This is a genomic window from Lachnospira intestinalis (genome assembly GCF_040095895.1).
Taxonomy (GTDB): domain Bacteria; phylum Bacillota; class Clostridia; order Lachnospirales; family Lachnospiraceae; genus Lachnospira; species Lachnospira intestinalis.
The window spans coordinates 372,658-386,823 of sequence record NZ_JBBMFS010000002.1; the positions used below are offsets into that span (position 1 = coordinate 372,658).

The window sequence follows — 14,166 nt, forward strand, 5'->3', positions numbered from 1 at the left end:
AGATTTTCAAATACGGCAGATACTAAGATTAAACAGTTGAGGGCATTTGCTTCAACATCATTAATAATGCCTATGGAATGGAGCTGCGTATGAAAAAGAAAATTGTATATAGGTTTTTTATATTTGTTCTGTTTTTTATTGTGTCGGCATCGGGAATGGGGATTTATGCCCATATGGTTGCAAAGCAGCTGCCCGGAGAAATATATTTACAGAATAACCGTATCACCACACTGCAGCTGGGGCTTCCGGTTACGGCGGAAAATGATACGCAGAAAGTGAATCTTAGCAGACCGGCGGCATTTGCAGCGGAGCAGACCGGCAGTTATCCCATGCAGATTAAACTGTTCGGTGTCTTTGATATCCGGACAGTTGATGTCAATGTTGTTGAACCGGATTATGTATATCCGTGCGGTTTCCAGATAGGGTTATATTTAAAGACAGACGGTGTGCTTGCGGTGAATACGCAGAGTATTACCGATATTTACGGGAATGAAGTCAATCCATGTGAAAATATTATCCGTCAGGGGGATTACATTTTAGCGGTAAATGCAGAAAAGGTATCTTCAAAAGGCACACTGGCTGAAGCAGTCAAAAAATGCGGCGGTACAGAGGTTGTTTTTACGATACTGCGCAATGGACAGCAGTTTGACGTCAGCGTGACACCGGTCATGGACGAGGGCGGAAATTATAAAATCGGTCTTTGGGTAAAAGATGATGCACAGGGAATCGGAACGATGACATACATTGACAGCTCAGGTGGATTCGGAGCCTTAGGACACGGTATCAGTGATGAAACGACCGCGGGACTTTTGACGATTCATGACGGAAGGCTTTATAAAACGAAAATCGTTTCAATTATAAAAGGAACAGAAGGTACGCCGGGCGAATTTATCGGAACGATAGATTATCAGGAAAAGAATTTTCTGGGCAGTATCAGAAAAAATACGGTCAGCGGCATTTTTGGCACGTTGGACAAAAATCTGGCAGAGGAGTATGAACTGGAATATATGCAGGTCGGTTACAGCCATGAGGTAGAGAAAGGAAAGGCATATATCCGTATGTATACAGATAATTCCTATCAGGATTATCAAATTGAAATTGACCATATCAGTTATGGCGGTCAGAAAAATCTGACGTTTACCGTCAAATCTCCGGAACTTCTGGCAATGACAAATGGGATTGTACAGGGGATGTCCGGTTCGCCAATCCTGCAAAACGGAAAATTTGTCGGCGCAGTGACCCATGTTTTTATCGACAATCCGACAAAAGGGTACGGAATTTTTGCTGAAACAATGCTAAAAGAGGGAAAATAAAAACTGTTTTGTCGAAAAATGTCGAAAAACGCGAAAATATAGGATTGCCAATTTTTGTCGCAGAAGATATAATCAGTTTTTGTAAGGGGAATGAGAAAAATCTTATGGAGGGGAAATGAATGGAAGCCTTAAAGGTAGCAATTGCAGATGATAATGAGAATATGTTAAAGGTACTTGGGCAGGTCATCGGACAGGAACAGGATTTGTCCGTAGTCGGTACGGCGACGAATGGAGAAGATACATTTCACATCATTAAGGAGAAAGAACCGGATGTTGTTCTGCTGGATATTATAATGCCGCAGATTGACGGACTGACAGTGATGGAAAAAGTGCATAAGGATAAGGAGATACGAAAGACGCCGGCATTTATTATTATCAGTGCTATCGGACGGGACAGTGTGACAGAAGATGCATTTAATATGGGCGCTTCATATTATATCATGAAGCCGTTTGATAATGATATGCTGATTAACAGAATCCGGTATATCAGAAATGTCCATGCGGAAAATACGAAAGCAGGAGCAGCACCGGCGCTGGAACATACGGTGGTCAGTGACCGGAATCTGGAAAGTGATATTACAAACATCATACATGACATTGGTATTCCTGCGCATATTAAAGGGTATCAGTATCTAAGAGATTCTATTATGCTGTCAGTCAAGGACAATGATGTGATTAACAGCATTACCAAAATACTTTATCCAACCATTGCCAAAAGATACCAGACGACATCAAGCCGCGTGGAGCGTGCCATCCGTCATGCAATTGAAGTGGCATGGAACCGTGGAAATACGGAAACACTCAATGGTTTGTTTGGTTATACAATCAGCAATGGCAAAGGAAAACCCACAAATTCAGAATTTATCGCGTTGATAGCCGATAAAATCCGTTTACAGTACAATATTAAATAAAAAAGTTCTTAAAAATTTCACACATAGATTAGATTTATGTCTTGCGTAATAGTTTGTAATATATTATAATATTGAAAGCAAATTTTAAAAAATATGTAACAAATTTGTAATATATTATGAGGTTTAGAAACTTATGCGTAAAAGAATTGCAAAAACTTTTGTGGCAGCAGCTTTAATTACAAGCATTGCCGGCACGTCTGTATGGGCAGATGATGTAACAGATTTAACCAATAAAAAGAATGCGGCAGAGAGCCAGTTAAGCCAGACACAGTCAGAGCTTGCTTATCTGCTTGTGCAGATGGACGAACTTGAAGTCAAGATGCATGATAAGAATGAAGAGATTGATCAGGCAAATGCGGATTTAGCAGTTGCAGAGCAGAATATGCAGAATCAGTATGATGATATGAAACTGCGTATTAAATATATGTACGAAGACCAGTCAACATCGATTGCAGAGGCATTTCTTACAGCAGAAAGCATGAGCGATGCACTGAATAAAGCGGAGTACGTACAGCAGGTTTATGATTATGACCGTGGAAAGTTAGATGAGATGGCAGCAACCGCTTCACAGATCCACCAGTTAAAGAGTACGCTCGACGCGGATAAGAAGGAGCTGGAAGCACTTGGGCAGGAGATGACAGATAAGCAGGCTGTTTTATATGCGGCAATTGCAGATCAGGAAAATACAGTGGCTGATTTGACAACACAGCTTTCAGAAGCACAGGCTGCCGCAGCAGAAGCACAAAGACAGCGTGAAGCGCAGGCCGCCGCTGCAGCAGCTAAGACAACGACAAAGACAAAGAGCAGTACGACGACAACCGTTGCAGCAGCCAATAATTCAGGCAGTGCTTCCGGTGTGGTCAGTGCAGCGTATAGCATGTTAGGTGTGCCTTATGTATGGGGTGGTACTTCACCGAGTGGATTTGACTGTTCCGGTCTGATGTATTATATTTTCAGACAGAATGGTATTTCCGTGCCGCATTCATCCAGTGCAATTGCAGGTGGTGGCTCATCAGTCGGAAGCCTTTCGCAGGCACAGCCGGGCGATATTATCTGCTATCCGGGCCATGTAGGTGTCTACATCGGTAGCGGTCAGATTATTCATGCACCGACAAGCGGTGATGTTGTAAAGATTTCATCGGCAAACATTTTACCGATTACAGCAATCAGACGTTACTGGTAATTTAAAATGAAATATGGTATAATAAAGTGTAGCTGAGATTCTTAGCTGCACTTTTGTACTATGTGGATAAGAAAAAATATGAGGCTCTTTGCTTCCGGGCGAAAGCGGGAGATATCCTCTTAAAAATAACTCGCTCAGAAATGGAGATAGGTATGAAGAATGTTTTATTTATTGCATCAGAAGCGGTTCCATTTATAAAAACAGGGGGACTTGCAGATGTTGTGGGAGCTTTGCCAAAGTATTTTAACAAGGATGAATTTGATGTGCGGGTGATGATTCCCAAGTATACGTGTATTCCGTGGGAGTATCGGGAAAAGATGGTCTATAAGACACATTTTTATATCGACCTTGCATGGCGCACACAGTATGTCGGTGTTTTTGAAATGGAATATCAGGGCGTTACATTCTATTTCATTGATAACGAATTTTATTTTTCGGGACCGAAGCCGTACAGCTGGATTCATGAAGATATTGAAAAGTTTGCGTTCTTTAGTAAAGCGGCGCTTTCGGCAATTCCGACACTGGGATTCCGGCCGGATATTATCCACTGCCATGACTGGCAGACAGGTCTGGTGCCGGTTTATTTAAAGGAGCGGTTTGCACAGGGCGAATTTTATCAGGGTGTAAAGTCTGTGATGACAATACATAATCTGAAATTTCAGGGAATCTGGGATTTGAAGAAAGTCAAAGATATTACAGGTCTTCCGGACAGCTATTTTACTTCGGATAAGCTGGAAGCGTATAAGGATGCCAACTATTTAAAGGGCGGTATCGTCTATGCGGATATGGTAACGACTGTCAGCTCAACCTATGCCGAGGAGATTAAGACACCGTTTTACGGGGAACATCTTGAAGGCTTGATGCAGGCGCGTTCAAACTGTCTGCGAGGTATTGTAAATGGCATTGATTACGAAATTTACAATCCGGAAACCGATGAGAATCTGGATGCAAAGTACAATCAGATTACCTTCCGGAAGGAAAAGTGGAAGAACAAAGTGGCATTACAGAAAGAACTCGGACTGGCACAGGATAAGGGGAAATTCATGATTGGCATTGTGTCCCGTCTGACAGACCAGAAGGGATTTGATCTTGTGGCTTATGTGATGGAACAGCTCTGTACCGAAGATGTGCAGCTGGTTGTGCTGGGTACGGGTGATGAAAAATATGAAAATATGTTCCGACACTATGACTGGAAGTATCATGACAGGGTATCAGCCAATATTTACTATTCAGAACCAATGGCACATAAGATTTATGCGGCATGTGATGCGTTTTTAATGCCGTCCCTGTTTGAGCCATGCGGACTCAGCCAGTTAATCAGCCTGCGTTACGGAACGGTTCCGATTGTAAGAGAAACAGGCGGATTAAAGGATACGGTTGAACCGTACAATGAATATGAAAATCTTGGAACAGGATTTTCATTTGCAAATTACAATGCCCACGAAATGCTTAGCATTGTCAATTATGCAAAGAGTGTTTATTACAACCATAAGCGTGAGTGGAACAAGATTGTTGACCGTGGCATGGCGGCAGATTTTTCATGGGATAATTCTGCAAGAAAGTACGAACAATTGTATAAAGATTTATAAAAAGATAAAAAGAGCCTGTATACAGTTATGAATTCTGTATGCAGGCTTTTTTGGCGGTGGTCTGCGGCACACGCCGTGGATATCCGAAAGTCTGACCGGACAATAAAAAAACTTCCCTGACCACTTACTGTCAGGGAAGCTGTATGCCGATGATGGGACTCGAACCCATACGATGTTGCCACCGGCAGATTTTGAGTCTGCTGCGTCTGCCAATTCCGCCACATCGGCTGAAATGCGTTTTTAATAACGCGACTATAGAATCATAACACATTCATTTTTTAAAATCAACACCTTTTTGAAAAAATATGGCAATGCAGGTGGAAAAAAAGAACGGATTGTGGTACTCTAATAGAGTTACGGATAAAAGATGAGAAAGAGCATGGATACCGCCGGTGCGGCAGAATGGAGTATAGACATGGCAGATTGTAAAAAAGTCCAGAAAATGATTGGAAAATTTGACCATGGTCAGCTGGATATAAAACAGGAGGAATTTTTTATACAGCATGTAGAATCATGTAAGGACTGTAGGGAAGAATTTGAAATTTATTACATTGTTGCCTATGGATTAAGTGAAGATGAAAATACGGCTGTCGTGGCTAAATGTTATCAGAAGTTGGTGGAACAGTATGATTTTAAAGGACTGGTTGAATTAAAGCTGAAAAACAGCCGTGCAAAACTGGAAAAATTGAAATCGTGGAATCGTTTTGTGCGGTTATGCTGGTATGTGGCAAACCTGTGCATGCTACTCACGCTGATTTTATGGATAATTATCCGGTATTACTAAGAATGTAACAACAGCAGGAGGCTATTTTGCGTAAAAAATTAATTTTAATAGATGGACACAGCATTTTAAACAGGGCATTTTACGGAGTGCCGGATTTAACCAATGCAGAGGGAATCCATACCAATGCGCTGTATGGATTTTTAAATATCATGTTCCGGTTTATTGATGAGGAAAAACCGGATTATATCACGGTTGCGTTTGATCTGAGTGCACCGACTTTCCGGCATAAGGAATATGCGGCATACAAGGGAACGAGAAAACCGATGGCACCGGAGTTAAAACAGCAGGTTCCGCTGATTAAGGAACTGCTGCGCGCCATGCAGATTACCATTGTAGAAAAAGAGGGCTACGAAGCAGACGATTTACTGGGAACGATTGCCAAGAAAACCGCGGCAAAAGGGCTGGACGTTTCCGTTATCAGCGGGGACAGGGATTTATTGCAGCTTGCGGAAGAACACATTAAAATCCGTATTCCAAAGACAAAGAAAGGTGTCACGGAAGTAGAGGATTATCTTCCGGCGGACGTGGAGACACTCTACGGTGTGACACCGCTTGAATTTATTGATATGAAAGCGCTGATGGGTGATACTTCGGATAATATTCCGGGTGCGCCGGGGGTCGGTCCAAAGACGGCTTCGGCGTTGATTACACAGTACCACAATATCGAAACAATTTTTGAACACCTTGACGAATTAAAGCCGCCGAAGGCAAAAAAATCCATCAGTGAAAATGTAGAACAGGTGAAATTAAGCAAATTTCTCGCAACGATTGATATTGACGTACCGGTCGATTATGATCTTGAAAATGCGGCAGTCGGCGGATATTACACGCCGGAAGCATATGAACTGTTTAAGCGGTTTAATTTTAAATCCTTTTTAAAGCGTTTTAATCAGGAAGATACCGGAATTACATTGGAAGCAGACAGGTATTTTACATGTGTGACGGAATTTTCGGAAGTGGAAGAACTTTTTGCACAGGCACAGAACAAGGTACGTACAGATAAAAATGCGGTTATCGGTTTTGCGGCGGCAGTTGAAAAGGGCATTTTATACGGCATTTCCCTTGCGGTCAGTCCCGAAAAAACCGCTTACATTCCGGTTTCGGGTTTTGTGACACAGGAATACCTGACAGACAAGCTTTCAGAATTGGTACAGCAGTGTCCGTCCCGTCAGATTGCGGTAATGGCATTAAAAGAAAAGCTGGATTTGTTCAGAAATTGTCCGGGAGACAGCAAGGATACCCGGTTAAAGGTATCGCAGGATAAATTTATTGATACCGCGATTGCAGCATATTTATTAAATCCGACAAATCAAGAATATACTTATGATACAATTGCAAAAGATTTCTGCGGGCTGACACTTAATTCAAGGGCAGAACTGCTCGGAAAAACAACCTTAGCCGAGGCAGCGGACACACAGCAGGAAACGCTCTGCAGACTACTCTGCATGGAAAGCTATATTGCAATGGCGGCGTGGAAACCGCTTTATAAGGCCTTAGAAGAAGAAAATATGCGGTCGCTGTTTTTTGATATTGAAATGCCGCTCGTATTTGTGCTTTATGAAATGCAGGCAGAGGGAATCCGCGTGGACAGTGCTGCATTAAAAGAATACGGCACAATGCTCGGTGAAAAAATTGCGGTACTGGAGCAGGAGATTTATGCCGATGCCGGAGAAACGTTTAATATCAATTCGCCAAAACAGCTTGGTGTGATTCTTTTTGAAAAAATGGGCATGCCAAACGGAAAGAAAACCAAAAGCGGCTATTCCACGGCGGCAGATATTCTGGAAAAGCTGGCACCGGAGTATCCGGTGGTTCAGAAAATACTGGATTACCGTCAGATGACAAAGTTGAAATCCACCTATGCAGACGGGCTGGCTGGCTACATTCAGGAGGATGGCAGAATCCACGGCACGTTTAACCAGACAATTACGGCAACCGGCAGAATCAGCAGTACCGAGCCGAATCTCCAGAATATTCCAATCCGCATGGAGCTTGGCAAAAAGATTCGTCAGGTCTTTATTCCGAGGGACGGCTATGTCTTTTTAGATGCTGATTATTCACAGATTGAACTGCGGATTCTTGCACACATGTCCGGTGATGAGAAACTCATAGAAGCGTATAATTCCGCACAGGATATTCACAGAACAACTGCTTCGCAGGTCTTTCATGTGCCGTTTGACGAGGTAACGCCGGAACAGAGAAGAAACGCAAAGGCGGTCAATTTCGGCATTGTTTATGGTATCAGCTCTTTCGGACTGAGCCAGGATTTAAGCATTTCAAAGAAGCAGGCGGCAGAGTATATTGAAAAATATTTTGAAGCCTATCCGGGGATTAAGGTTTATATTGATGAGCTGGTGGCTTTTGCAAAGGAACACGGTTATTCGCTGACGATGTTTAACAGAAGACGTCCGATTCCTGAAATTAAGTCCAGCAATTTCATGCAGCGTTCATTTGGTGAGCGTGTTGCCATGAATGCACCGATTCAGGGAACGGCGGCGGATATTATCAAGCTCGCGATGATAGAAGTCTATAACCGGTTAAAGGAACGCGGCTTAAAATCCCGTCTGATTTTGCAGGTGCATGATGAACTGCTCGTAGAGGCGCATCAGGATGAGGTGGAAGAAGTCAAGCAGCTCATGACGGATGCCATGAAAAATGCGGCAAAGCTTGCAGTGGTACTGGAAGTGGATTTGAAAGAAGGAAAGAACTGGCTGGAGGCCCACTAGTGTGAAAAAATAACGCTGATGCGTTTATTTTTCACACGTCAAGTGTAACTTGACGTTGGCTATCTTGTGCCGCAGGCGTCACAAAATAGTTTTTATCGCAGAGCTAAATCTGACATTTAGCTCGCGATTCCTCCGGCATTAAAATGCCTGCGGAATGGGGAGTAGTATGAAAAAGATAATTGGAATTACCGGTGGAATCGGTTCGGGCAAAAGCACGGTACTGGATTTGCTGGAGAAAAATTTTTCGGCATATATTATAAAGGCGGATGATGTGGCAAAGCAGTTGATGGAACCGGGCGGGAAGGCTTTTATAGAAGTTGTGGACTTCTTCGGAGAGGAAATACTGCTGCCTGACGGCACGATTGACAGAAAAAAGCTTGCAGCCGTGGTGTTTGCCAATCCGAACAAGCGGATTGTGTTAAACAGCATTACCCATCCGCTGGTAAAAAAGAAAATTATGGAGCAGATTGCATGTCTAAAGGCAGAAGATACGTATGAATACTGCTTTGTTGAAGCGGCACTTTTGATTGAGGACCATTATCAGACGGTCTGTGACGAGTTTTGGTATATTTATGTGCCGGAAACCCTGCGCAGGGAGCGTTTGAAGGCAAGCCGCGGATATACGGATGAGAAAATAGATTCCATTTTAAAGAGCCAGCTGACCGAAGAAGAATTTGCAAAAGCATGTGCGCATACGGTTGACAACAGCAAAGATTTGGATTTTACGCTGTCACAGCTTGAGAAATTGCTTCAAATGTGATATTCTTGTAGCAGTTTGACAAAATTAGTCGAAATGATAAGTGGAGGTACCTATGCAAAATACAGCAGCTATTCAGGAAGATTTGGTATTTGGACTGGATATTGGTACAAGAAGCATCGTTGGCGTTGTGGGCTTTCAGGACAGAAAGGGCTTTCATGTTGTGGCAATGGCACAACAGGAGCATGAAACGCGGGCAATGCTTGATGGACAGATACATGATATATATAAAGTCGGAGATACAATCCGTAAAGTGAAAAATGATTTGGAAAGACAGTTGGACAGACAGCTTTCAGACGTCTGTATTGCAGCTGCCGGACGTGTACTGCGTACGGTCAATGCAACGGCAGAATATGCATTCGAGGAAGAGACGAGAGTAACACAGGAACACATTTATTCTTTAAATCTGCTGGCAGTTGAAAAGGCGCATATGCAGATTAACCGGGAATCGGACAAAATCCGCTTCTATTGTGTCGGCAATACGCCGGTCAATTACCGGTTGAACGGATTTGATATTACAAATCTTGAAGGACACAAGGCAGATAAAATCAGCGTGGAACTGATTGCAACATTTCTGCCGGAAGAAGTTGTAGACGGCTTGTATGAAGCGGTAGGGTATGCCGGATTAAAAGTGGCAAGCCTGACACTCGAACCAATTGCCGCCATGAATATTGCAATTCCGGAACAGTACCGGCTTTTAAATATTGGTCTGATTGATGTCGGTGCGGGAACGTCCGATATCTGCCTTACAAAAGATGGAAGTATCATTGCGTACGGCATGATTCCGTTTGCGGGGGATGAAATTACAGAAATTATTGCAAAAACTTATCTTGTTGATTTTAACACAGCAGATAAAATTAAAAAACTGGCAAGCGATAATGCAGAGGGTACAGTGACATTTGCAGATATTATGGGACTGGAACAGACCATCCCGTCGGCAGATATTATAAAGACAGCCAATCAGGTCGTTGATACCATGGCAAAAGACACAGCGGATAAGATTATTGAATTAAATGGAGGAAAGCCGGTCAGTGCAGTGTTTGTTGTGGGCGGCGGTGGAAAGATTGCCGGATATACACAAAAGGTTGCCGAGTATCTCGGAATACAGAAGGAACGTGTGGCAGTCCGTGGACCGGAAGTGCTGACAACCGTGGAATTTATGGTGGATAATTTTAAAAAGGATTCGCTGTATGTAACACCGGTCGGTATCTGTACGAATTATTATACACAGAAGAACAACTTTATTTTTGTCAATGTCAATAATGAACGTGTGAAGTTATACGATAATGACAAGCTGACAATTGTAGATGCGGTTATGCAGGTTGGTTTTCCGAATGAAAAGCTGTTTCCACGCAGAGGAAAAGAGCTGAATTTTACCGTAAACGGAAAGATGAGGCTGGTACGCGGACAGGCGGGAGAAGGCGCTGTTGTACAGTTAAACGGCAGACAGACCAATCTGAATGCGCGGATTGAACAGAATGATATTATTACGGTGCAGGAATCCGGCGTGGGTGAACCGGCGCATATGACGATTGAACAGCTGGAGGAATTTCAGGCAACGATAGAATTTATTGTAAACGGTAAGCGTGTGCCGTGTCCGAAATTTGCATACGTCAACGGCGAATTGAAATCGGGTTTTTACGATATTCAGGACGGCGATCAGATTCAGATGGAGAATTTCTATACCGTGGCACAGCTGTTTGAATTTATGGATTACGATATTACCGGATATGATGTGTATGTCAACAATGAACTGGCAGACAAAGATACAAAGGTTTATGAGAATTTTAGTGTCAAGACCTCTGCCATTACAGAACATGCGGGTTACGAAGAAACATCCGAAGAAAATGACGGATATGATACAGAGGAACAGACAGAAGATATAGCTGATACCGCAGGGAATTCACGGGCAGATGATGATACATCACTTTCGGGCGAAAATGCCGGAACGCAGACTGGTTCAACGGATACCGCCGCGCAGGAAGTGCAGGGTATGTCATCACAGGCAGTTCGGAATATTACAATTCTGATTAACGGACAGCCGGTACGGCTGACAGGCAAAAAGGATTATATTCTGGTAGATTTGTTCCAGTATTATGAATTTGATTTATCCAAGCCAAAGGGAAATATCGTCTTAAAGTTAAACGGACAGGAAGGCATTTATACGGCACCTTTGCATGACGGTGATGTCGTCGATTTATACTGGGAACAGTAAAGGAGAAGTGTGAAGAATCACGCGGAATGGAGAATACTATGAGAATGATGTCCATAGCCAGTGGAAGCAGCGGAAACTGCATTTATATTGGCTCAGACAATACGCATATCTTAATAGATGCAGGCGTAAGCCGTAAAAAGATACTGGAAGGACTGGCAGCGGCGGATTTAAGTGTCAATGACATTTCGGCCGTATTTGTAACCCACGAACACAGCGACCATATTAAAGGGCTGGGGGTGCTGACAAGAAAAGACAAGGTACCGGTCTATTCCACGAGAGGAACACGCGACGGCATTTTTGAGGCAGGGACGCTTGGTGAACTGCCGGGAGAACTGTTTCGGGTGATTGAGCCGGACAGTGATATCTGCATTGATGATTTACAGATTCATGCGTTCCGGGTATCCCACGATGCCAAAGAACCGGTTGCTTATACGGTGACGTGCGGTGAAAAAAAGGCGGGCGTGATAACGGATCTCGGATATTATGATGATTATATTGTAAATAATCTTACCGGTTCGCAGGCAATGTTAGTTGAAGCGAACCACGATGTGAACCTGCTGCAGGTCGGAAGTTATCCGTACTATTTAAAGCAGCGCATACTTGGAAATAAGGGACATTTGTCCAACGAAGTGTCGGGAAAGCTCATTAACGATTTGTTAAACGATAATGTAAATACCGTGCTGCTTGGACATTTAAGCAAAGAAAACAATTACGACAAGCTGGCATTTGAAACGGTGCGGCTTGAGATTGATATGAGTGAAAACGGCTATAAAGCAAAAGATTTTGATATAGAGGTCGCAAAACGCAGCGAACCTTCCAGAATCATCACACTTTAAAAAATACATTTTTTTTATGCCGGAAGGCGGAATGGAGGAATTATGAGAAAGTGCGTTATTACAGTAGTAGGAAAAGATACCGTAGGAATTATTGCAAAGGTTTGTACATATCTTGCAGAAACAAAGATTAATATTCTTGATATTTCACAGACAATCGTATCAGGTTATTTTAACATGATGATGATTGTTGATACCGGCGCTTCTGCAAAGACCTATGATGAAGTGATTACAGATTTAGACAAGCTGGGAGAAGAAATCGGTGTTGCAATTAAGTGTCAGCGGGAAGAAATTTTTGATATGATGCACAGAATTTAGTGCGAAAAAATCACACTGATGTGCTGATTTTTCATCGTATCTTCGCAGCAGGCTGCTCAGAAATGAGGATTAGTAACAATATTTTATGGGAAAGGCAAATACGCGCATGATTAATATTTTTGAAGTCAACGAAACAAATAAAATGGTAGAACAGGAAAATCTTGATGTCAGAACGATTACAATGGGTATCAATCTGTTAGATTGTGCCAGTGAGAATCTCGATGAAGTCAATGAGAAAATCTATCGTAAGATTACAACACTGGCAAAGGATTTAGTATCGACAGGTGAAGAAATCGCAAGAGAATTCGGTGTGCCGATTGTCAATAAGAGAATTTCAATTACACCGATTTCACTGGTCGGTGCAGCTGCCTGTAAGACACCGGAGGATTATGTAACGATTGCAAAGACACTTGACCGCGCCGCTCACACGGTTGGCGTTAATTTTATCGGTGGTTATTCTGCAATCGTGTCAAAGGGCATGACAAAGAGTGATGAACTGTTAATCCGTTCTATTCCGGAAGCACTTGCAAGTACAGAATTAATCTGCAGCTCTGTTAATGTCGGTTCAACAAAGACCGGCATCAATATGGATGCAGTCCGTCTTATGGGTGAAATCATTAAAGAAACCGCAGAAAAGACAAAAGATGCAGACTCTTTAGGCTGTGCAAAGCTGGTAGTACTCTGCAACGCACCGGACGACAATCCGTTCATGGCAGGTGCATTCCACGGGGTATCTGAAGATGATGCGATTATCAATGTGGGTGTCAGCGGTCCGGGCGTTGTAAAGTATGCACTTGAAAAGGTCCGCGGCGAAAGCTTTGAAGTGCTTTGCGAAACGATTAAAAAGACAGCATTTAAGATTACGCGTGTCGGCCAGCTGGTTGCACAGGAAGCTTCTAAGCGTCTTGGTGTACCGTTTGGTATTATCGACCTGTCGCTTGCACCGACACCGGCAATCGGTGACAGTGTTGCCGACATTTTAGAGGAAATCGGTTTACAGAGAGCCGGTGCGCCGGGTACAACTGCGGCACTTGCCCTGTTAAATGACCAGGTAAAGAAGGGTGGCGTTATGGCATCTTCTTATGTCGGCGGATTAAGTGGTGCATTTATTCCGGTCAGCGAAGATCAGGGGATGATTGATGCAGTGCTTGACGGTTCTTTATGCATTGAAAAGCTGGAGGCGATGACCTGCGTATGTTCTGTAGGACTGGATATGATTGCAATTCCGGGAGATACAAAGGCAACAACGATTTCAGGTATTATTGCAGATGAAGCGGCAATTGGTATGGTAAACCAGAAGACGACTGCGGTCCGTGTGATTCCGGTTGTTGGAAAAGGTGTCGGAGAAACCGTTGAATTTGGCGGTTTATTAGGTTATGCGCCAATTATGCCGGTTAATCAGTTTGACTGTTCCGCATTTGTGAACAGACAGGGTAGAATCCCGGCTCCAATTCACAGCTTTAAAAACTAAATGATTTAACAGATGACAGGCTGCAGGAAAAAACAGTTGGGGATGCGTTCTGACCATAGTTTTTTC

The 14,166-nt window shown here is 43.1% G+C and carries 11 protein-coding genes and 1 tRNA gene; 11 read left to right on the forward strand and 1 reads right to left on the reverse strand.

What is annotated here, in order from left to right:
* Positions 1–89: 89 nt before the first annotated feature.
* The 4 genes from spoIVB to glgA all read left to right on the forward strand — a co-directional run bounded on the left by spoIVB (position 90) and on the right by glgA (position 4,996).
* Positions 90–1,313 carry a SpoIVB peptidase gene (spoIVB, locus tag WMO37_RS04010; RefSeq protein WP_349154355.1) on the forward strand — a complete coding sequence of 408 codons (1,224 nt, stop codon included), beginning with the start codon at positions 90–92 and terminating at the stop codon, positions 1,311–1,313.
* 119 nt (positions 1,314–1,432) lie between these two features.
* Positions 1,433–2,224 carry a sporulation transcription factor Spo0A gene (gene spo0A / locus WMO37_RS04015; RefSeq protein ID WP_022432177.1) on the forward strand — a complete coding sequence of 264 codons (792 nt, stop codon included), beginning with the start codon at positions 1,433–1,435 and terminating at the stop codon, positions 2,222–2,224.
* A gap of 133 nt (positions 2,225–2,357) precedes the next feature.
* Positions 2,358–3,407, forward strand: coding sequence for a C40 family peptidase (locus WMO37_RS04020; protein ID WP_349154356.1), 1,050 nt, complete (start codon positions 2,358–2,360; stop codon positions 3,405–3,407).
* Positions 3,408–3,559: 152 nt separating this feature from the next.
* Positions 3,560–4,996 carry a glycogen synthase GlgA gene (gene glgA / locus WMO37_RS04025; RefSeq protein WP_227089392.1) on the forward strand — a complete coding sequence of 479 codons (1,437 nt, stop codon included), beginning with the start codon at positions 3,560–3,562 and terminating at the stop codon, positions 4,994–4,996.
* Positions 4,997–5,140: 144 nt separating this feature from the next.
* Here the strand turns inward: glgA and WMO37_RS04030 are convergent.
* Positions 5,141–5,224 (reverse strand) — tRNA-Leu (locus WMO37_RS04030).
* Between the two features lie 139 nt (positions 5,225–5,363).
* Here WMO37_RS04030 and WMO37_RS04035 point away from each other — a divergent pair.
* From WMO37_RS04035 to WMO37_RS04065, 7 genes are all read left to right on the forward strand, one after another.
* Positions 5,364–5,780 (forward strand): zf-HC2 domain-containing protein, encoded by a 417-nt coding sequence (locus tag WMO37_RS04035; RefSeq protein ID WP_022432174.1) that lies wholly within the window; start codon positions 5,364–5,366, stop codon positions 5,778–5,780.
* 26 nt (positions 5,781–5,806) lie between these two features.
* Positions 5,807–8,506, forward strand: a complete 2,700-nt coding sequence (gene polA, locus WMO37_RS04040; protein WP_022432173.1) for a DNA polymerase I — start codon at positions 5,807–5,809, stop codon at positions 8,504–8,506.
* A gap of 166 nt (positions 8,507–8,672) precedes the next feature.
* Positions 8,673–9,266, forward strand: coding sequence for a dephospho-CoA kinase (gene coaE, locus WMO37_RS04045; protein WP_022432172.1), 594 nt, complete (start codon positions 8,673–8,675; stop codon positions 9,264–9,266).
* Between the two features lie 52 nt (positions 9,267–9,318).
* The gene (locus WMO37_RS04050) at positions 9,319–11,478 is read left to right on the forward strand and encodes a cell division FtsA domain-containing protein (RefSeq protein ID WP_349154357.1); all 2,160 of its coding nucleotides are present in this window, start codon (positions 9,319–9,321) and stop codon (positions 11,476–11,478) included.
* A 38-nt stretch (positions 11,479–11,516) separates the two neighbouring features.
* A complete protein-coding gene (locus WMO37_RS04055; protein ID WP_022432170.1) occupies positions 11,517–12,314 on the forward strand; it encodes an MBL fold metallo-hydrolase in 798 nt (265 codons plus the stop codon).
* A 42-nt stretch (positions 12,315–12,356) separates the two neighbouring features.
* Positions 12,357–12,629, forward strand: a complete 273-nt coding sequence (locus tag WMO37_RS04060) for an ACT domain-containing protein (RefSeq protein ID WP_022432169.1) — start codon at positions 12,357–12,359, stop codon at positions 12,627–12,629.
* A gap of 106 nt (positions 12,630–12,735) precedes the next feature.
* Positions 12,736–14,100, forward strand: coding sequence for a PFL family protein (locus WMO37_RS04065; protein WP_022432168.1), 1,365 nt, complete (start codon positions 12,736–12,738; stop codon positions 14,098–14,100).
* The last annotated feature ends 66 nt before the right edge of the window (positions 14,101–14,166 follow it).